We start from the raw sequence: 18,357 nt of genomic DNA, 5'->3' as shown, positions 1-18,357 counted from the left end.
AAATTAATTTCACATACGTAGTTAGGGAGAGGAAATGTTGAGCTTAATCATCATCGGTATCATCATCTTGCTGATTCTCGCCACCGTATTTGATGGCTATTACATCGTGCGTACCCGCGAGGCGGCCATCTTGGAGCGTTTGGGTAAATTCCAGACGGTCGCCCACGCGGGCTTGCACTTCAAGATGCCCTGGATCGACCGCGTGCGCGATAAGATTTCGCTGCAGGTGCGCCAGCTAGACGTGATGGTAGAAACCAAGACGAAGGATAATGTCTTCGTCCAAATCCCGGTCGCGGTGCAGTACGAGGTCGTAGAGGGCCGCGAGCGCGAGGCCTTTTATATGCTCTCCAACCACGAGCAGCAGATCGTGGCCTATGTGCAAGATAATGTGCGCTCGTCGGTGGCGAATATGGGCTTGGACGAGTCTTTTTCCTCCAAGGACACCATCGCGCAGAACGTGGCGGCCTCGCTGCGGGATAATATGGCCGAATACGGCTGGAACTTCGTCAATACGCTGGTAACCGATATTCGCCCGGATTCCCGCGTGCGCGAGTCCATGAACTCCATTAACGCGGCGCAGCGCGAGCGCGAGGCGGCCATCGCCCAGGCGGAGGCGGAAAAAATCCGCGTGGTCAAAGAAGCCGAGGGTGCCGCGGAGGCAAAGAAGCTGCAGGGTAGGGGTGTTGCCGAGCAGCGCAAGGAGATAGTGGAGGGCATCGCCCAGCAATACGAGCTCCTGCGCGATGCCGGGGTGCAGGAATCCCCCGAGGTCCTCATGCTGGTCTCGCAGTACCTCGACGCGATGGTCGATGTCTCGGATAACGGCCAAGCCTCCGTGCTCTACATGCCGTCCAACCCGCAGGGAATGGGCGATCTGTTCAGCGGCATGCGCGACGTGCTGATGGCGGACCGCGCGCTAGATGAGTCCGCCGGGCGTTAAAGGCCTACCTGCGCCGCAGGAGGAGTATCAGCCCCAAGATGATGGGGACGCCGCCCATGATGAGGAGGTAGGTTGTTTCCGCGGATGCCGAGGTGGGATCGTACAGCTGCGACATTGATCCGGCCAGCGAGGTGCCGATGGCCATGGTGAGGAAGTACAGCGTGGAAAAGCGAGTGGCATAGGCCCGCGGCGCGTGGGCGGCAGATGCTGCCATGCCCACTGGGCCGATGAAGAGCTCGCCGAGCGACATTAAAAAGATGGTGCCCGCTAGCACCAGGAACGGCGTGGAATTTTCCCCGCCTCCCACAAAGGGCAGTAGGAGGAACATGCCTGCGCCGGCGAAGATGATGCCGCAACCCATGAGCGCGCGCCGCGAGTTGGCCCAGCGCGTCATGCCCGCGGCCAAGGGTAGCGAGAGCAGGAGGATGAATAGCGGGTTGAGCGATTGCGTCCACGCCGGCGGGATTTCGAATCCCCCGATGGATCGGTTGAGGCGCTGATCCGAGTAGACCGCGAGGACTCCGTAGATTTGCGGTTGCAGGGTCCAGTAGGCCGTTGAGCAAGCGAAAAGCGGAATAAAATCCAGGATGCGGCGTCGCTCGTCTGCGCTAATCTGCGGGGATCGCAGCATGCTGGCAAAAAGCCCCGCCGCGGCCGCCACCGTGGCGATAAGAAGCAGCACCGTCAGCGTTGCTGGAGAAACGGTGATAATGAGCAGCACGCCGGCTAGGAGCGCCGCCAGCGCGACCAGCCCCGCCTTGCCTGGGGCCTGGGTGGGGTGAGGCGGGCGCGATGGCACATCTATCTTTTTCCGCAGCGCGCCGTAGGTGGCACACCCGCAGCACATGAGCACCGCTGCGGCGAAGAATCCGGCGTGGTAGCCGTATTCCTCGGCTAGCCAGCCTGTCAACATGGGGCCAAAAAGCGCGCCGACATTGATGCCGAGGTAGAAAATCTGAAAGGCCCCGTCGCGCGCGCCGGCCTCGGCGGGGAAGGCGGCGCCCAGAATCGTTATCGCGGCGGTCTTGAGCAGCCCCGAGCCAAGCGCGAGCGGCAAGAGCCCGATGATGAGCCCAGCGGTGCCGGGGATAAACGAAAGGGCAAAGTGTCCGCACACCAACAGCCCAGCGCCGGTAAGCAAGGTGCGCTCGGCGCCCAAGAGGCGGTCGCTGACCCAGCCGCCCACAAACGTGAAAAGATAGAGCAGGCTGCCGTAGGCGCCGACGAGCGCGGTGGCCTGCGTTTGCTCCATGCCGAGCCCGCCGGAGGTGGAGTAGAGGTAGTACGCGAGGATGGCTTGCATGCCATAAAAGCTGAAGCGCTCCCACATTTCGATGCCCGCAACCGCCGGCAAAACCACGGGTACGCGGCGAATTGAACGCCGTTCAAGAACTTTCATAAAAAGGACTATAGCGGCCGACAGTGTGTGCTAGATCTAATTTGGTGGATATTTCTACTAACGACATAGCAACAATCGATGCCCACCACATCTGGCACCCCTACGCCGAGCCCGGCGCGCCCACGCGCGTGGTCGAGTCGGCCGCGGGCGTCCACCTCACGCTTGCCGATGGCACCCAGCTCATCGACGCCATGTCCTCCTGGTGGGCCGCCGCCCACGGGCACAGCCACCCGCGGCTTACCGCTGCCGCCAAGGAGCAGATCGACCGCATGAGCCACGTGATGTTCGGTGGGCTCACGCACGAGCCAGCGGCGCGGCTGACGGCTAATCTCATGGAGCTCACGCGCCACGACTTCGCGCAGGTCTTTTATGCGGACTCGGGATCGGTCTCGGTGGAGGTCGCCATCAAGATGGCCCTGCAATACCAGCAGGGGATTGGCCACCCGGAGCGCACCAAGATGCTGACCTGGCGCTCGGGCTATCACGGCGATACGTTTGCAGCGATGAGCGTGTGCGATCCCGATGGCGGCATGCACTCGATGTGGACCGGCACCCTGGTGCAGCAGGTTTTCGCCCCGGCACCGCCGACGCGCGGGGCGAGCGAGAAGGTGCGCGAGGAGTACCTGCGCGAATTGGAGGGCTGCATTACCGACGAGGTCGCGGCCCTGATCATCGAGCCTGTCGTCCAAGGCGCCGGCGGCATGCGCTTCCACGACCACGAGTTGGTGCGCGGGGCGCGCGAAATTTGCGACCGCCACGGAATCGTGCTGATCGCGGATGAAATCGCCACGGGATTTGGGCGCACCGGGGACCTCTTTACCACCCAGGGGGCGGAAGTGGTGCCGGATATCATGTGCGTGGGAAAGGCGATGACCGGCGGTTTCATGACGATGGCCGCCACGCTTGCCACCGGCCGGGTAGCCGAGGGTATGCACCCCCGCGCGCTTATGCACGGCCCGACCTTTATGGCCAACCCGCTGGCTTGCGCGGTATCTGCCGAGGCGACCTCCATGATCCTGGAGGGCAGGTGGCGGGGGCAGGTTGCGGGCATCGAGAAGCAGCTGCGCGCCGGGCTTTCCGGGCTAGAGGACGAGTCGGGCGTGGCGGACGTGCGGGTACTGGGCGCTATCGGCGTGGTGGAGATGGAGCGCGACGTCGATATGTCAGGTGCTACGGACGCGGCGGTGGACCAGGGCGTGTGGCTGCGCCCGTTCGGCCGCCTCATCTACACCATGCCGCCGTTTATCAGCACCGAGGACGAAGTTGCGCAGATTTGCCGCGGTGTGCGCGCTGCGGTGGCAGGAGGAAAGCGATGATTATCTTTGTCACCGGCACCAATACCGACGTGGGAAAGACGGTAGCCACGGCGGCGCTCGCTAGCGCCTTTGCCCAGAGTGGGCGCGAGGTTGTCTATGTCAAGCCCCTGCAGACCGGCGAGCCGGACAATAGCGGTGACGCGGCGACGGTGCGGGCCCTGGCCGGGGTCGAGGTCACGGAGATGGTGCGCTTTCCCGAGCCGCTGGCACCGAACCTTTCGGCGCGCCGGGCGGGTATGATTCCACCGAGCAAAGAGGAACTCTGGGACTGGATCGCAGGGTTGGATGCACCAGGCCGGGTGGTGCTGGTGGAAGGCGCCGGCGGCTTGCTGGTGCGTTTGGCAGACGACTACACGCTTGCCGATGTCGCCACCAACCTCCTCATCGTCACCTCCCTCGGCCTCGGCAGCCTCAACGCCGCCGAGCTCACCGTCCGCGAGGCGCAGCGGCGCGGGATTAACGCGATGGGGCTTATCGGCGGCAGTTTGCCCGCGAGGCCAGATCTGGCGACGCGGCTGAACGTGGACGAGCTTCCGGCGGTCACGGGCTGCCGGTTGTGGGGCAGCGTGCCAGAGGGCGCAGGTGCGCTGGGCCGAGAGGACTTCGCGCGGATGGCCAGAGAGCTCTTTCCCAGTGATGTGTGCGCGGAGCTGCTTGCGCACGCCGAGTAGCGCTACCTCGGTGAGGCAGCGCTAGCGGCTCCAGCGGACCTTGCCGTTTACCCGGGCAAGGCGGCCGCGCAGGGGAGGGGCGTTCGGATCGTCTTGGTTCACCCCGTTGTGGTACGGGCAGCACACCGTGAGGTTCTCCGCGTTGGTCATCCCGCCGTGCTTCCACGCCTGCAGGTGGTGGATCTGAGACTTATCCGCCGGGTGATTGCACGGCGGCCACGGGCAGGTGGGGTTTTCGGCGGCGGCCATCAGCCGCTGCTTTTCTGAGGCGAAGCGCGAGGTCCGATACAGGTTGACCGGGCCCTTCACTGGGTGGATAAGCGTGGCTAGCCCGTGTTCGCTGAAGGTGCGCTCGACGAGCTGCGCGCCGGTGATGGTCGAGCCGTTGGTGAGCCGAAGCGTGACCTCGTCGCCATCGCCTTCCAAAATTTGGTCCAGCGCGTTGAGCGGGATAATCACGTTCGTCGTGGTCTGTACCGTAGCAGCGCCCTCGCCGCGGAGGAGTTCGCGGAAGGATGCGAGTGGGTTATCGGGGTCGAGGGCGGAATCGAGATCCGCGAGGAAGGACGAGGGCGCGGTAATGCGCATCGTCCACGGGCCATCCGGGCGGCGCAGGAGTTGTACGCCCTCGCGCGGCGGCCGGCGGCGCGGGCGCCATTCGCGCAGGCGCTTTTTAGCGAGCCGGGCAATCTCGGAGGCCGGGCCGTGTTGTCGGCACAGTTCTACGCGCAGGTTCCATGCGGCGCGCTTGGTGGCCGCGCGGGTGGCGTACTTCTCGATGAGCTTCAGCGTCACCAAATCGTGGTGGCGCGCGCCTGCGGCGGCAAGGCGCTGCTTGCGGCTAAAGGAGGTGGTGCCGAAATAAACTTCAGCCAGCGCGAGCAGCTCGCGGGCCTCGACATCCGGCAGGCCGAGCTCGATGAGGTCGCGTTCAGGCATGCCGTGGGCCTCGGCGAGGATATCCATCGCCGAGGAAATCTGGGTGGCATAGGCCTGCAGTGCGTTCATGCCTGCAAATCTAGGCGCGCGCTGCTGCGGCGCCAATCGCGCCCAGTGCCCGCCTGTGGATAACTTGTATAAACGTCTACAAACTTAGCCTGCGGCCACCGCAAAAAGATACGAAATCAACATGCGCTTTAGCTCCATGACCACGGAATCGAACTTGTCTGGATCGCCCGAAATGGCGTAATTGAGCAGCGAGACCACGGTGTGGATAAGGAAGCGTGCAAGCTCAATGCGTTGCGCATCGCTGTGCTCGGTGGCCAGCGGGCGGAGGATCTCGGCGAGTGGCTCCAAGAGCTGCAGCTCGGTATCGGCGGCCGTGGCCCGCGTCGCCGGGGTGGATTGGATGGCGTGCCAAACAGCACGCCGGGAAGGGTCCTCGCGCCACATCCGCGCCAAGTGGTCGATGAATTCATCCAAGACATCCGGCCACTGCGGGGCCGGCACGAGGCGCGAAAAGCGCTCGATTTCGGCCAGGCTGGTGGCGGTATCTTGCCGGTCGAGCTCGCAGATGAGCACGTATTTATTGGCAAAGAACTGGTACAGCGTGCCGATGGGGACCCCAGCGCGGTGGGCGACTTCATCGAAGGTGAAGGATTCGAAGCCGACATCGACAAGCACGGCGCGCGCCGCCTGCACGATGCGAGCAAAGCGCTCCCGGCTGCGCGCCTGCGCTGGCCGGCGCCGCGGGACGAGGATTTCCTCCACCGGCTTACTCGAGGCCCTTCATCACGCGCGCGACGTGCCCGGTGGCCTTCACGTTGTAGTGTGTCTGGCCGATGGTGCCATCCGGCTCCACGAGGAAGGTGGAACGGATAACGCCTTGGACCACCTTGCCGTAGTTCTTCTTCTCCCCGAAGGCGCCATACGCGGTCATGACGGACTTATCCGGATCAGAAAGCAGCGGGAAGTTGAGATTGTGATCATCGCGGAACTTCGCCAGTGACTCGGGCTTATCGGGGGAGATGCCTACCACCGCGATATTGAGCCCATTGAGCTCTTCTAGGGAATCGCGAAAATCGCAGGCTTCCTTGGTGCAGCCCGGCGTATTGGCGCGCGGGTAGAAGTACACCAACACGCGCTGGCCTGCGTAATCGGACAGGGACACGGTGTTGCCGGTGGCATCGGCAAGCGAAAAAGCGGGGGCGGTATCTCCTACGTTCAAACGAGTTTCAGTCATGGGCCCCACTTTACGTGCTCCCCGGCCTGCGCGGTGGAGGCCCTGCACGGTAAGATAAGCTCGTTAAGAGCGAAACTTAAGCTAAGAGGAGAATTCCGTGGCACGCAATATTGAAGATATTCAACGCGATATCGAACGCACCCGGCGCCAGCTGGCTAGCACCCTGGATGAAATTGCGGATCGCAGCAAGCCGCAAAACCTCGTCGATGACGCCAAGAACGCCGCCACCGAAAAGTTGCAGGACCGCAACGTACAGCTGGTGCTCGGTGGCATCGGCGCGGCCGTCGCTGGGCTCATTGCCTATTCCGTGTTCCGCTCGCGCCGCCGCAAGAGCGACCTGAAAGAATTGCAGCGCTTGCTGTCTGAGCGCCACTAGCTTTCCCTGCCGTACCCCCCACGCGCGCCGTGGGGGCTTTTTTCGTATGCTAAATTGCGATGAAAACTCCAATTCCTTTTTATTTGCAGGAAATTTTGACCCAGGTGCGAGGAAACCGCAGCGGCGCGGTGGCGGATTATATTCCCGAGCTCGCCAGGGCGGAACCGGACTACCTCGGCGTGGCCATCTGCACCACGACGGGGCACGTGTATTCAGCCGGCGATGCAGAGGTGGAATTTACCTTGCAGTCCGTGTCAAAGCCCTTTGCGTATGCCCTAGCGCTGCAGGAACTCGGCTTGGATGCGGTGCGCGAGATTGTCGGTATGGAGCCGTCCGGCGAGGCCTTCAATGAGCTTTCGCTGAACCGCTATGACCACCGGCCGGTGAATCCGATGATCAATGCGGGAGCGATTGCGGTAACGCAGCTGATTAACGGCGTGGATTCGGATCCGGCCGAGCGCGTGGAGCAGCTGCGCAGCTACTTTTCGCGGCTGGCGGGCCGCGAGTTGAAGATTGATGAAAAGGTGCGCGATTCCGAGCTGCAGGTCTCCGATAGGAACCTATCTTTGGCGCATATGCTGCGCAATTACGACATCATCCAGGATGAGGCCCACGATGCCGTCTCGACCTATGTGGAGCAGTGCTCGATTAAGGTCACGGTGCGTGACCTCGCCGTGATGTCTGCCACCCTGGCCAATGGTGGCACGCAGCCGGTGACGGGGGAGAAGATTCTCGATGCCGATGTCTGCCGCCTGACGCTTTCTGTCATGAGCTCTGCGGGCATGTACGACGGCGCTGGGCGATGGATGGCCGAGGTTGGTATCCCGGCGAAATCCGGTGTTTCGGGCGGCCTGCTGGGTACCCTGCCCGGCCAATTGGGGGTCGCGACCTTCTCGCCGCGGCTCAATAAAGAGGGCAACTCCGTCCGCGGGGTGGATGCCTTGACCTTGCTCTCGAAGGATATGGGGCTGCACTTGATGTCCACGGATGAGCGCTACGGCGTGCATCCCGTGCGCAGGATGGAGACAGAGGACGATCTCACGGTGATCTTCCTGCAGGGGCTTATCAACTTCAACGCGGCGGAGACCATCTTGCATCAGCTCACCGAATGCGAATTTGGTGAAGGCACGGTGGTGCTGGAGCTATCCCATATCACCGGATCCAACCGGATGGGCCGGCGCATGCTGAAGGAAGGCCTCCGGCGCATTCGCGAAGCCGGCTTCGATATCGCCATCGTGGATCCGGACGGCGAATTGGAGGACCGTACCATGGCGGACGGCACTGAGGTGCCCAAGGGCGAGCCGGAAGATTACGCAATCGCCGAGGAGGTAGTTTAGGTTTGGTTCACCTTACTTGGTTAAGCTAGGATAAGCTCGCACTTATCCTCAATTCGAGGAATCCGACTAACCAAGGACTCAAGATGGCATATAGATTCCCCAAGGTAATGGCCGTGGTGGCGGCCTCCGCCACCGCACTTGTAGGCTGTAGCACCGCCGAAGAAACAACCAACAACGGCGGCGGCAACGACGATGCTGCCCTGTCCTTCACCGACCTCGCGGGCCGCGACGTAGAACTCGACAAGGCCCCCGAGCGCGTCCTGTTAGGCGAGGGCCGCTCCATCTTCGCCACCGGCATCCTCAATACCGAGGATCCTCTGGATAAGGTCGTAGGCATCGGATCCGATCTGAAGAAGAACGTGCCGGACTACTACAACGTCTTGGAAGAAAAGCTGCCCAAGGTCAATGAATTGCCGGAAATCGGCGGGTTCACCAAGGGCGATGTCACCGTGGAAAACCTGGTGAGCTTGGATCCAGACCTCATCGTGTTGTCCAAGGACCAGTACGACGCCTCGCAAGAGGCAGGCCTGACAGAGAAGATGGATCAGGCAGGCCTCAAGTACGCCGTGACCGATTTCCGCGCCAAGCCGCTGGAAAACACCACCAAGTCCATGGATATTTTCGGTGAGATCTTCGGTAAAGAAGAGCGCGCCAAGGAATTCAACAAAGAGTGGCAAGAAACCGTGGACCTGGTCAAGGAGCGTGCGGACAAGGTAAAGGACAAGCCCAAGACCTTCGTTTGGCGCGCGGCCGGTGTCTCGGACTGCTGTGGCTCGTGGAATGACTCCAATATCTCGCAGCTGGTCAACGTCGCCGGCGGCGAAAACGTGGCCGACGGCATCATCCCAGGCGAATCCGGTGCCCTGACCCCAGAAAAGGTCCTCGAGACTGACCCAGACATGGTGATTGCCACCGGCGGCGATTGGTCCGAAATGAAAGACGATGAGGGCAACCCCGTGGGCTACGCCGCGGTGGGCTATGGCATCGGTGAAGATGAGGCGGAGTCGAGCGTTACCAAGCTGCCGAGCCACCAGCCCGGTTTTGAGAACCTGCGCGCGGTCAAGGACCACAAACTGCACAGCATGTGGCACCAGTTCTACAACTCGCCGTTCAACTACCTAGCGCTGCTGCAGATCGCGGAATGGATCAACCCGGAGGCGTATGAGGATATGGACATCGACAAGCAGTGGATGCAAGCGCAAGAAAAGTACTCGCCGGTTGCAGACGAGGGAACCTTCTTTAGCACGAATTAATGGTGAGCGCGGAGGTAGCTGCCCTGACGCAGCAACACAAGAAGCTCACCTGGCAGCGCATTAGCATCGTCGCGGGCCTGTGCCTTATTGCGGCGGTGGCGTTTGTGGTCAGCAACTTCGTCGGCGCCATCGACATCAGCCCCGGCGAGGTCATCAGGGGCATCGTGAATCCCTCGAGCCTGGATGACCAGACGCATACGGTGCTGTGGAAGCTGCGCTTGCCGATGGCCGTCATGGCCCTGCTCATCGGCGTCAGCCTCTCGCTGGCCGGCGCGGAGATGCAGACCATCTTGAATAACCCGCTGGCGGAGCCGTTTACCCTCGGTATTTCCGCCGCGGCGGCCTTCGGCGGTGCTAGTTCCATCGTGCTGAAGTGGCAGCTGCTAACCCAGCCGCAGTTCAACCTGGCGCTGGTGGCGTGGTTGTCTGCGGCGGTGGCGACGGCGATCATCGTCGTGGCGGCCATTATCCGGGGTGCGAAAGCGGAGACCATGGTGCTGCTGGGCATTGGCTTGGTCTTTTTCTTCCAGGCCATGCTCGCGCTTATCCAGTACCAGTCTTCGGCCGAGGCGCTCCAGCAGATCGTCTTTTGGTCCATGGGGTCGCTCACGCGCGCGAACTGGGCCGCCAACGGCGTGCTGGCGGGTGTGCTGCTGGTTGCCCTGCCCATTTTGTGGGCGCTGTCGTGGCGGCTTACGGCCTTGCGGCTTGGCGATGCCCGCGCTGCCGCCATGGGCATTAATACCGCGCGGCTACGCGTGGTGGTGCTCATCGTGGTCTCCCTCGTGGCGGCAACGACGGTGGCCTTTGCCGGCATCATCGGCTTTATCGGTCTGGTGGGCCCGCACATCGCCCGTATGCTGGTGGGCGAGGACCAGCGCTATTTCGTGCCTGCTTCCATGGCTGCCGGCGCGGCCGTGATGTGCGCGGCGCACGCGGCGAGCCTGATGATTAAGCCGGGTCTGGCCATCCCGATTGGTATTGTGACCTCGCTTTTGGGCGTGCCGTTCTTTATCGCCATCGTGATGACTCGAAGGAGGGCGCTGTGGACGTAGAGCTTACCCTGCGCGGTATAAGCGCAGCCTACGGCAAGCACACCGTGCTCGAAGCGGTAGACGTGGATACGCTGCAAGGCGGTCAACTGGTCGGCCTCTTAGGTCCCAACGCGTCCGGTAAAACCACTCTGATCAAGTCCCTTGCCGGCGTGCACCGCGGGTACAAGGGCGAGGTGGATTTCCTGGTGGAAGGAGAAAGCCCGCGGGGCAAGCGCCGCCGCCAGCTGATTGGCTACGTCCCGCAGGATCTGCCCAGCACCGCGGCGCTGCGGGCGTTTGAGACGGTGCTGATCGCGGCGCGTCGGGAAGCGTGCGAGGACCCTATTACCCGTACCGGCGAGGTGCTGCACGCGATGGGGCTGGACGCCATTGCCTCGCGCTACCTCAACGAGCTATCTGGCGGCCAGCGTCAGCTTGTCGCCGTGGCGCAGATGCTGGTGGGAAATCCCGGCCTGATGCTCTTGGACGAGCCGACGTCCGCGCTCGACCTGCATCGCCAGTTCTTCGTCCTCGAGGAGGTGCGCGAGAAGGCTAGGCGCGAAGGCAGCCTGGGGCTGGTGGCCATCCACGACATCAACCTGGCCGCGCGCATGTGCGACCAGCTGGTGGTGCTCAAATCCGGCCGTATTCGTGCCCAGGGCACGCCTGGAGACGTGCTCACGCGCGAACTGGTGGAAAGTGTTTATGGGGTAGAGGCGGACATCGTGGAGCACCGCGGTGTTCCCGTCGTCGCGCCCCAACGCGTGAAATAAGCAAAGGCCGAGCGAGATGCTCGGCCTTTTTGCTAGCCTTGAACTGCTAGCTTTGAAAACGAAAAAATCGCGAGGTGCTTGCCTCGCGATTTTACTGTTGTGCGCCATCAGGGAATCGAACCCCGAACCCACTGATTAAGAGTCAGTTGCTCTGCCAATTGAGCTAATGGCGCAGTGTTGACGTCCTGCCGTGTGGCTCTCTGTGCAACGAGTAGAAACTTTAGCACCCCGGTTGAAAAACTGTAAAATCGCCTGCTCATAGTGTATTTCTGGGGAGTATAACAGTTTGGATAATGGTGAGCTTGTTTCTGGTATTTGGGGTGGCAAGACGATAGTCTGGATTGGTCTTGAAAGAACTACTGTATTTCTAAGGTCTACTTAGTGATTATTTCCCTCCCTAATCCCCGCCGCATTGCTGCTGCGAGCATTGCGTGCATTTCCCTGGTAGTAGCCTCGTGCTCCGTTAATTCCGCCGCTGAAAACCGCTCGGGGGACCAGGAATCTACCTCGAGCTCAGCTGAGCAATCTGAGCAGAAAGAAAAGTCCAAGCTTTCCGCCTCCGTGAAGGATGGGGCAGAGGATGTCGATCCATCCAAGCCTGTCACCGTGGAATCCACCACCGAGCTCAAGAGCGTGACCATGACCAATGAGCTGGGCGTGGAAGTTGAAGAAAAACTCTCTGAGGACGGCAAGAAGTGGACTACGGCGGAGGATCTTGGCTATAACCACACTTATTCCATCGTGGCCACTGACAAGGATGACAATAAGAAGAACCTGAGCTTTTCCACCTCGCAGGCCGCGGGCGTCGCCCAGGTGGCTATGACGCCCATCCCGGGCTCCGAGGTAGGCGTGGGCCAGGTTATCGGCGTCAATTTCGGCACCTATATCACTGACCGCAAGGCGGCAGAGGACACGATTACGGTTAAGACCAACCCAGAGGTGGAAGGCGCGTTCTACTGGGTGAATAACCAAGAGGTGCGCTGGCGCCCCAAGGAGTATTGGGAGCCGGGCACCAAGGTTGAGGTCAAGGTCGATCAATACGGCAAGGACCTCGGTGGCGGCATCTACGGCGGGGAAAATACCGGGACGGATTTCACCATCGGGGATCGCACCGTCACGCTGGTGGATAATGCAACCAAGACCATGAAGGTCTACAAGAACAAGGAGCTCTTGCGCACCATTCCGGTATCGCTGGGTCGCGATTATCAATATGACACCCCGAATGGGCGTTATGTCATTGGCGATCAGCACCAGTCGCTGCTGATGGATTCTGAGACCTTCGGGCTTGCGCACGATGCGGGCGGCTACAGCACCGAGGTGGACTGGGCTACCCAGATGTCCTATTCCGGCATTTACGTGCACTCCGCACCGTGGTCCGTGTGGGCGCAGGGTAATTCCAATACCTCTCACGGCTGCATCAACGTCACGCCAGAGGCCGCGCAGTGGTTCCAGAACACCGTCAAGCGCGGCGATATCGTCCACGTAATCAATACTTATGGTGGGACGCTTAACCCCTTGGACGGCTTGGGCGATTGGAACATGTCTTGGGAGGAATGGTCCAAGGGCAACGCGTACGCTAATCAATAATCCGCACAACTTTTAGGCGCATGGTTACAGTGGTGGCCATGCGCTTTTCTATTTTGGACCGCGGGGCGGCGGGCACACTCGATGGGATAGCCGAGCATGCGCAGCAGGTGGAGCGGCTGGGGTTTCGCAGGTTTTTCCTCGCCGAGCACCACGGCGTGCCGGGCATCCCAGCGGGCCAGCCGGGCATGTTGGCTGCACACGTAGCGGCGCGCACGCAGCGCATTCGCGTGGGCACCGCAGGCATCATGCTGCTCAACCACCCGCCGTTTCTAGTCGCGGAACAAATCAACCTCTTGGAGGCGCTGTACCCGGGCAGGATCGATATTGGGCTGGGCTCCTCAGTGGGATTTACCGTGCCGGTGCGCAAGGCGCTGCGCCAGGGCGGTCCGCTGGAGCTCAAGCCGCAGTTCGAGAACGAGGTCGGGACCCTGTTGCGCTACCTGCGCGGAGAGGAGGCGGTGACGGTGCGGCCCGAGTATGCGGGCACGCCCATCTATATCCTCGCCGGCTTCCGGTCGGTCACGGTGGCCGCGCGGCTGGGATTGGGTGTCATCCTGGGCGGGCCTGTTGAGATGCAGGAAAAGGCGGCGCGGCTCTACCGCGAGCATGCGCTTGCCGATGCCCCACCTATCATCTCCTCCCTCAATATCGCCGTCGCCGATACCGCGGACCAAGCGCGCGACCTTTTGCTGCCGGAGTCCTATGCAAAGGTCATGGCCCAGTCCACCGGGGAATTCGCGCCGCTTCGCCCGGCCCGCGAATTGGATCTAGAGGGCCTGACGAGCCAACAGCAGCGCCGCATCGACGAGTCCCTGAGCCACGACGTCTGGGGGACGGTGGGGGAAGTGGGGGAGGAACTAAGGGACATCGGCAAGCGGCTGGGCGTCGATGAGTTCCTGATTACCGGAGACATGCCGGATCTTGCCGGGAGGTCCCGCTCGGAGGAAATGGTGGTGGAGATATAAAAAATCCCGAGCGCGGGGCTCGGGAGATTGGGGTGGCTGACGGGACTCGAACCCGCGACAACCAGGATCACAACCTGGTGCTCTACCAGCTGAACTACAGCCACCATCGTTGCGCGAAAGCAACGAGATATAGGTTAACTCACGCCGCGTAAATTACAAAAACGCCTGGTAATCGGCGGTGGTTTCGGCCTTGAGGTCCTCGGCTTCGGTAGAAGTTGGGCCCTCATCGGTGCGAAAGACGCTGCGGCGATAGAAATCGAGCTCGCGGATGGACTCGATGATGTCCTGCAGCGCGCGGTGGGCCATGCCTTTATCGGGCTGGTTGTAGTAGGCCCGCGGGTGCCAGCGCCGGGCGAGCTCCTTGATGGTGGAGACGTCGATCATGCGGTAGTGCAACGCCTCATCCAGCCGCGGCATGTAGGTGCGGATGAAGGTGCGGTCGGTGGCGATGGAATTGCCGGCTAGGGGAGCGGGGTGCTCGCAGTGCTCGTTGATGAGCGCCAGCACCGCGTCCTCGGCCTCGCGGATGGTGGTGGTGGACTGGCGGATTTCCTTGTCGAGGCCGGAGTTCGCGTGCATCTCGGTGACGAAGGAATCCATCTGGGATAGTTCCTCTTCGGTGGCGTGGACGACGAGATCGATGCCCTTGCCAAGGATATTGAGGTTACCATCCGTGATGACGGCGGCCACCTCGACGATGACGTGGCGCTCTGGGTCGAGGCCGGTCATTTCCAGGTCGATCCACACGAGGCGATCATATTTTGCGGCGATTTCGGGAGAAGACATGCGTTCCATTCTAGCCCCGGCCGGCGGGGCCCTCCGCGCGCCCCGATCTGCACCCCGAAAAGCAAAAGAAAAATTTACCTATCGTTTTACCGACACGGGGGAGTGATTTACGGCATACTTTCTATATCGTGCTTCACAAGGGAGGTGCGAATGACTAAGGAGTTTCTCGATGGCAAACTTTCTCGATGCCCTCAATTCCATAATTTGGTCGCCCGCCCTCGTGTTTTTGTGCTTGGGTGCGGGTGTTTATTTCACCGTGATAACGCGGGGCCTGCAGGTCCGTTGCCTACCGGATATGCTGCGGCAAATTTCCAAGGGCGAAAAATCTGACGACGGTGTTTCTTCCTTCCAATCGCTGATGGTCTCTCTATCCGGCCGCGTGGGCGTGGGTAATATCGCCGGCGTGTCCACGGCCATTGCCTTCGGTGGCCCGGGTGCGGTGTTCTGGATGTGGGCTGTGGCGCTTTTGGGCTCGTCCACCTCCTTCATCGAGTGCACCCTGGCGCAGATTTATAAAGAAAAGGACCAGGACACCGGCGAGTACCGCGGTGGCCCGGCTTATTACATCGAAAAGGCGTATAAGCACACCAAGGCTGCGCCGTTCATGATGGTCTATGGCATCCTCTTTGCCATCGCCATGATTTTGGCCACCAGCTACTTCCTGCCGGGCATTCAGGCCAATGCTGTGGCCGCAGCGGCCGATACCGCGTGGGGTATCAATTCCACCTGGGCCGCGGTAGTCCTGGCCGGCATTTTGGCCACCATCATTATCGGTGGCGTCAAGCGCATCGCTAACTTCGCCACCCTAGTCGTGCCGTTTATGGCTGCGATCTACATCGGCATCTCCATCGTCGTGATGCTCATCAACTACTCGCAGATCCCAGAGGTCTTTGGCCTTATCTTTAAGTCTGCCTTTAACCTCGAGGCCGGGTTCTCCGGCATGCTGGGTGTGGCCATCATGTGGGGCGTTAAGCGCGGTATTTACTCCAACGAGGCTGGCCAGGGCACCGGCCCGCAGTCCGCTGCCGCCGCGGAGGTCTCCCACCCGGCCAAGCAAGGCTTCGTGCAGTCCTTCGCCGTGTACATCGACACCCTCTTCGTGTGCTCCGCAACGGCGTTTATGATCATCTCCACGGATATGTACACCGTCTTCCGCGGCGAATCCGAGGATGGCGAGGTTGTCTACCAAGGCTCGCTTCCCGATGACGTCGCAGTCGGCCCCGGCTTCGTCCAATCCGGCCTCGATAGCGTCTTTGCTGGCTGGGGCCCGACGTTTATCGCCGTGTCCATTGCCTTCTTCGCCTTTACCACCGTGCTGGCGTACTACTACATGTCCGAGGTCAACCTGACCTACTTCAACCGTTGGGTCAAGTCCCGCGCGGTTCGTCGCGGCCTAGTATGGGCGCTGCGCATCCTGATTATCGTCTCGGTCATCGTGGGTGCTACCACGACTCCGGGCTCGGCCTGGGCGCTGGGCGATATCGGCGTGGGCACCACCGCATGGCTAAATATCATCGCCGTCCTCTTCCTGCAGGTGCCGGCGCTCAAGGTCCTGAAGGACTACGAGAAACAAAAGAAGGCGGGCAAGGATCCGGAATTCGACCCAGAGGCGGTGGGCATCAAGAATGCCGATTTCTGGGTGGACCGCAAAAACGCCCGTGCGGCGGCACAAGCGGCCAGCAAGCAAGCCGCCGGCGAGAATGCGGAACGCTAGCTCATCTGGGAATAAAACCGCCCAATGAGCGGCGCGATGACTGGGGTCGGCAGCACCTTGCTGACCACGTTCATCGCCTTTGACAAGGGGCCAGGGACCACGCGTCGCTGGCCTTTTTGCATGGCCGCGATGGTCTCTTTGGAGCAGGACTCATACGTGGTCCACAGCGCATCGGGCACGACCTTATCCACGATGGTCTGGTCCTCTTCGGCGATGGTCGCCTCACGTACCGGCCCAGGAGCTAGCAGGGTACAGCTGATGCCAGAGCCCTTGAGCTCATAGTGCAGCGCCTCCGTAAACGCATTCACCCCGGCCTTGGTAAAGACGTAGGTCGCGTTATTGGGGATGGGGATATTGCCGGCCGTTGAGCCCACATTGCAGATGGCGCCCGCACGCCGCGGGAGCATGTGTTCCAGCGCGGCGCGGGTCAGGCGGTGCACGGCGGTGCCGTTTAAGGCGAATTGGGAGGTCTCGTAGCCCCAGTCCTGGTCCATGAAGGGCCCGAAGCTGGCGATGCCGGCGGAATTGACCAAGATGGAGACTTTCTTGGAGGAGATGGTGTCAATGACCGCCTCGACGCCCTCATCGGTGGCCAAATCCGCGGGTAGGGCACTGGCCTCAATGTGGTGGCGGCGCTGAAGTTCTGTGGCTAAATCTTCCAAGATTTCGCCGCGCCGGGCAACGAGGATGACGTTATAGCCCATCGCCGCGAAATCGTGGGCCATCGCCTTGCCGATGCCCTGGCTAGCGCCCGTAACTAGGGCGTAGGAGGTACGAGATGGTGCCGGAAGTGACATTGTCGAGCCTTTCGAAGGGGGGGGCTAGGTTCTAAAGACCCCAGCGTAGACAAAAAGCCGGCACGCTGCGAAAAAGTCTCGAGGCATCGTAGCTTTAAGAAACGATGCCTCGAGACTTCAGACGGTGCCCCCAGCAGGACTCGAACCCGCGACACATGGGGTAGAAACCCACTGCTCTAATCCGCTGAGCTATGGGGGCTGGACAGCACACTCATATTAGCCCACAGCCACGGCGATTCCTAAGCCAGGGGGCGGGCGGAATCGTGCGCGCGCAGAATTTCGATCAATTCTTGGGCGGCAGGGGTCAGTTCGCGGTCGGAGCGATACGCCAAGATGGCATGGAATCGTGGAAGATCCTCTTTGACCGTTAGTTTAGCGATGCCCTGCGGATGCAGTGCGGGGGCGCATCGCGGCATGAAGCTGATGCCAAAGCCGCTGGAAATCATCGGGATGGCGGCATGCAGCGATGCGACGTCTTGAATGTGATCCGGCTTGTAGGAGGGGTGGTGTTCCCACAGTTCATCGTAAAGCTCCGCCATGCCGGGAAGCTCGCGGCAGTGGGGAGGAACCAGCCAGGTTTCCTCGCGCAAGTCCTGCAAGGAGACGGGGGAAGGAAGATCTGCCATGCTCTCTGGCACCGCAAGGGAGTAGTCGAATTCGGCGACGTCGTGGACGGTGAGCTCGGGGGAGTAGCGGCGGATGAAGGCTTTGGGGTCGGACGTCGGCAAGAGCGCGAGGTCCACCTGGCCCTCCAAGAGCCGCTTGATGGCGGTGGCGGCGGTGGAATCATCCAGGCTGATGCGAGCTGAGGGGTGGATTTCGGTGAGCTCGGAGAGGATGGAGGGGGTAAATTCCCAGTTCAAAATGGGACACGACGTCAGGGAGACGGTATTGGCGTTATCGCCGGTGATTTCGCTGATGTGGCGCTGGGCATCGGCCAGCAGGGCATCGACCTTAAGGGCGGTGTCATAGACATAATCACCTGCCTCCGTGGTGGTTACGCCCGAACGACCCCGGGACAGCAACTGGGTATTGAGCTCCTTTTCCAATTTGCGGATGGAAAGGCTCAGGGAGGGCTGGGTCATTTCGAGGGCTGCGGCGGCATGGGTAAAGGACCCATTGTCTACAACGGCACGGAAATAAAGAAGTTGACGGGTGTCCATAAGTCCTATCATGGCACATCCAGGGAGAAAATATGCGTTCGCTTTGCATTAGGGTGGCCCTATA

General features: G+C 61.3%; 18 protein-coding genes and 3 tRNA genes. 11 read left to right on the top strand and 10 right to left on the bottom strand.

Translation table 11 applies throughout. The features are described from left to right. The first annotated feature begins 34 nt into the window (after positions 1–34). Positions 35–940, top strand: a complete 906-nt coding sequence (locus QP908_RS03295; protein ID WP_284771626.1) for an SPFH domain-containing protein — start codon at positions 35–37, stop codon at positions 938–940. 4 nt (positions 941–944) lie between these two features. On the opposite strand, the gene QP908_RS03290 is transcribed toward QP908_RS03295, so the two are convergent. Further along, complete coding sequence (locus QP908_RS03290; protein WP_284771625.1) at positions 945–2,339, bottom strand: peptide MFS transporter; 1,395 nt, start codon at positions 2,337–2,339, stop codon at positions 945–947. Between the two features lie 50 nt (positions 2,340–2,389). On the opposite strand from QP908_RS03290, the gene QP908_RS03285 reads away from it, so the two are divergent. Then, on the top strand, positions 2,390–3,655 hold the full coding sequence (locus tag QP908_RS03285; protein WP_502868861.1) for an adenosylmethionine--8-amino-7-oxononanoate transaminase: 1,266 nt from the start codon (positions 2,390–2,392) through the stop codon (positions 3,653–3,655). Next, entirely contained in the window at positions 3,652–4,326 is a 675-nt protein-coding gene (gene bioD / locus QP908_RS03280) for a dethiobiotin synthase (protein WP_284771624.1), read from the top strand. Before QP908_RS03285 ends, bioD begins: the two co-directional genes overlap by 4 nt. Before the next feature lie 21 nt (positions 4,327–4,347). Here the strand turns inward: bioD and QP908_RS03275 are convergent, their stop codons facing one another. From QP908_RS03275 to bcp, 3 genes are all read right to left on the bottom strand, one after another. Then, complete coding sequence (locus QP908_RS03275) at positions 4,348–5,334, bottom strand: HNH endonuclease signature motif containing protein (protein ID WP_284771623.1); 987 nt, start codon at positions 5,332–5,334, stop codon at positions 4,348–4,350. Between the two features lie 84 nt (positions 5,335–5,418). Continuing rightward, positions 5,419–6,036 carry a TetR/AcrR family transcriptional regulator gene (locus tag QP908_RS03270; protein ID WP_284771622.1) on the bottom strand — a complete coding sequence of 206 codons (618 nt, stop codon included), beginning with the start codon at positions 6,034–6,036 and terminating at the stop codon, positions 5,419–5,421. Between the two features lie 4 nt (positions 6,037–6,040). After that, entirely contained in the window at positions 6,041–6,508 is a 468-nt protein-coding gene (bcp, locus tag QP908_RS03265) for a thioredoxin-dependent thiol peroxidase (protein ID WP_284771621.1), read from the bottom strand. A gap of 97 nt (positions 6,509–6,605) precedes the next feature. On the opposite strand from bcp, the gene QP908_RS03260 reads away from it, so the two are divergent. The 5 genes from QP908_RS03260 (at position 6,606) to QP908_RS03240 (ending at position 11,281) form a co-directional block, all read left to right on the top strand. Then, on the top strand, positions 6,606–6,884 hold the full coding sequence (locus QP908_RS03260; RefSeq protein WP_284771620.1) for a DUF3618 domain-containing protein: 279 nt from the start codon (positions 6,606–6,608) through the stop codon (positions 6,882–6,884). Positions 6,885–6,943: 59 nt separating this feature from the next. Continuing rightward, positions 6,944–8,221 carry a glutaminase gene (locus tag QP908_RS03255; protein WP_284771619.1) on the top strand — a complete coding sequence of 426 codons (1,278 nt, stop codon included), beginning with the start codon at positions 6,944–6,946 and terminating at the stop codon, positions 8,219–8,221. A gap of 83 nt (positions 8,222–8,304) precedes the next feature. Further along, the gene (locus QP908_RS03250) at positions 8,305–9,474 is read left to right on the top strand and encodes an ABC transporter substrate-binding protein (protein ID WP_284771618.1); all 1,170 of its coding nucleotides are present in this window, start codon (positions 8,305–8,307) and stop codon (positions 9,472–9,474) included. After that, positions 9,474–10,529 carry a FecCD family ABC transporter permease gene (locus QP908_RS03245; protein ID WP_239269886.1) on the top strand — a complete coding sequence of 352 codons (1,056 nt, stop codon included), beginning with the start codon at positions 9,474–9,476 and terminating at the stop codon, positions 10,527–10,529. Before QP908_RS03250 ends, QP908_RS03245 begins: the two co-directional genes overlap by 1 nt. Further along, positions 10,520–11,281: an ABC transporter ATP-binding protein gene (locus QP908_RS03240; RefSeq protein ID WP_284771617.1), complete on the top strand. Its 762-nt coding sequence runs from the start codon at positions 10,520–10,522 to the stop codon at positions 11,279–11,281. Before QP908_RS03245 ends, QP908_RS03240 begins: the two co-directional genes overlap by 10 nt. A gap of 100 nt (positions 11,282–11,381) precedes the next feature. On the opposite strand, the gene QP908_RS03235 is transcribed toward QP908_RS03240, so the two are convergent. Then, positions 11,382–11,454, bottom strand: a tRNA-Lys gene (locus tag QP908_RS03235). 208 nt (positions 11,455–11,662) lie between these two features. Here QP908_RS03235 and QP908_RS03230 point away from each other — a divergent pair. Beyond that, positions 11,663–12,868, top strand: a complete 1,206-nt coding sequence (locus QP908_RS03230) for a L,D-transpeptidase (RefSeq protein ID WP_284771616.1) — start codon at positions 11,663–11,665, stop codon at positions 12,866–12,868. 20 nt (positions 12,869–12,888) lie between these two features. Next, positions 12,889–13,833 carry an MsnO8 family LLM class oxidoreductase gene (locus tag QP908_RS03225; protein ID WP_349837918.1) on the top strand — a complete coding sequence of 315 codons (945 nt, stop codon included), beginning with the start codon at positions 12,889–12,891 and terminating at the stop codon, positions 13,831–13,833. A gap of 28 nt (positions 13,834–13,861) precedes the next feature. On the opposite strand, the gene QP908_RS03220 is transcribed toward QP908_RS03225, so the two are convergent. Both QP908_RS03220 and orn read right to left on the bottom strand, forming a co-directional pair. Beyond that, positions 13,862–13,937, bottom strand: a tRNA-His gene (locus QP908_RS03220). A gap of 49 nt (positions 13,938–13,986) precedes the next feature. After that, a complete protein-coding gene (gene orn / locus QP908_RS03215; RefSeq protein WP_284640171.1) occupies positions 13,987–14,628 on the bottom strand; it encodes an oligoribonuclease in 642 nt (213 codons plus the stop codon). Between the two features lie 160 nt (positions 14,629–14,788). On the opposite strand from orn, the gene QP908_RS03210 reads away from it, so the two are divergent. Beyond that, positions 14,789–16,333, top strand: a complete 1,545-nt coding sequence (locus QP908_RS03210) for an alanine/glycine:cation symporter family protein (RefSeq protein ID WP_239268767.1) — start codon at positions 14,789–14,791, stop codon at positions 16,331–16,333. On the opposite strand, the gene cmrA is transcribed toward QP908_RS03210, so the two are convergent. The 3 genes from cmrA to QP908_RS03195 all read right to left on the bottom strand — a co-directional run bounded on the left by cmrA (position 16,330) and on the right by QP908_RS03195 (position 18,293). After that, complete coding sequence (gene cmrA, locus QP908_RS03205) at positions 16,330–17,130, bottom strand: mycolate reductase (protein WP_239268765.1); 801 nt, start codon at positions 17,128–17,130, stop codon at positions 16,330–16,332. The genes QP908_RS03210 and cmrA overlap by 4 nt on opposite strands. A gap of 125 nt (positions 17,131–17,255) precedes the next feature. Then, positions 17,256–17,329, bottom strand: a tRNA-Arg gene (locus QP908_RS03200). A 40-nt stretch (positions 17,330–17,369) separates the two neighbouring features. Beyond that, complete coding sequence (locus QP908_RS03195; RefSeq protein WP_239268763.1) at positions 17,370–18,293, bottom strand: LysR family transcriptional regulator; 924 nt, start codon at positions 18,291–18,293, stop codon at positions 17,370–17,372. Between the last annotated feature and the right edge of the window lie 64 nt (positions 18,294–18,357).

The organism is Corynebacterium sp. MSK204 (assembly GCF_030229885.1).
In the GTDB taxonomy this organism is placed as follows: domain Bacteria; phylum Actinomycetota; class Actinomycetes; order Mycobacteriales; family Mycobacteriaceae; genus Corynebacterium.
The sequence above is the reverse complement of the archived record's forward strand: the minus strand, read 5'-3'. Positions and strand labels throughout refer to the sequence as shown.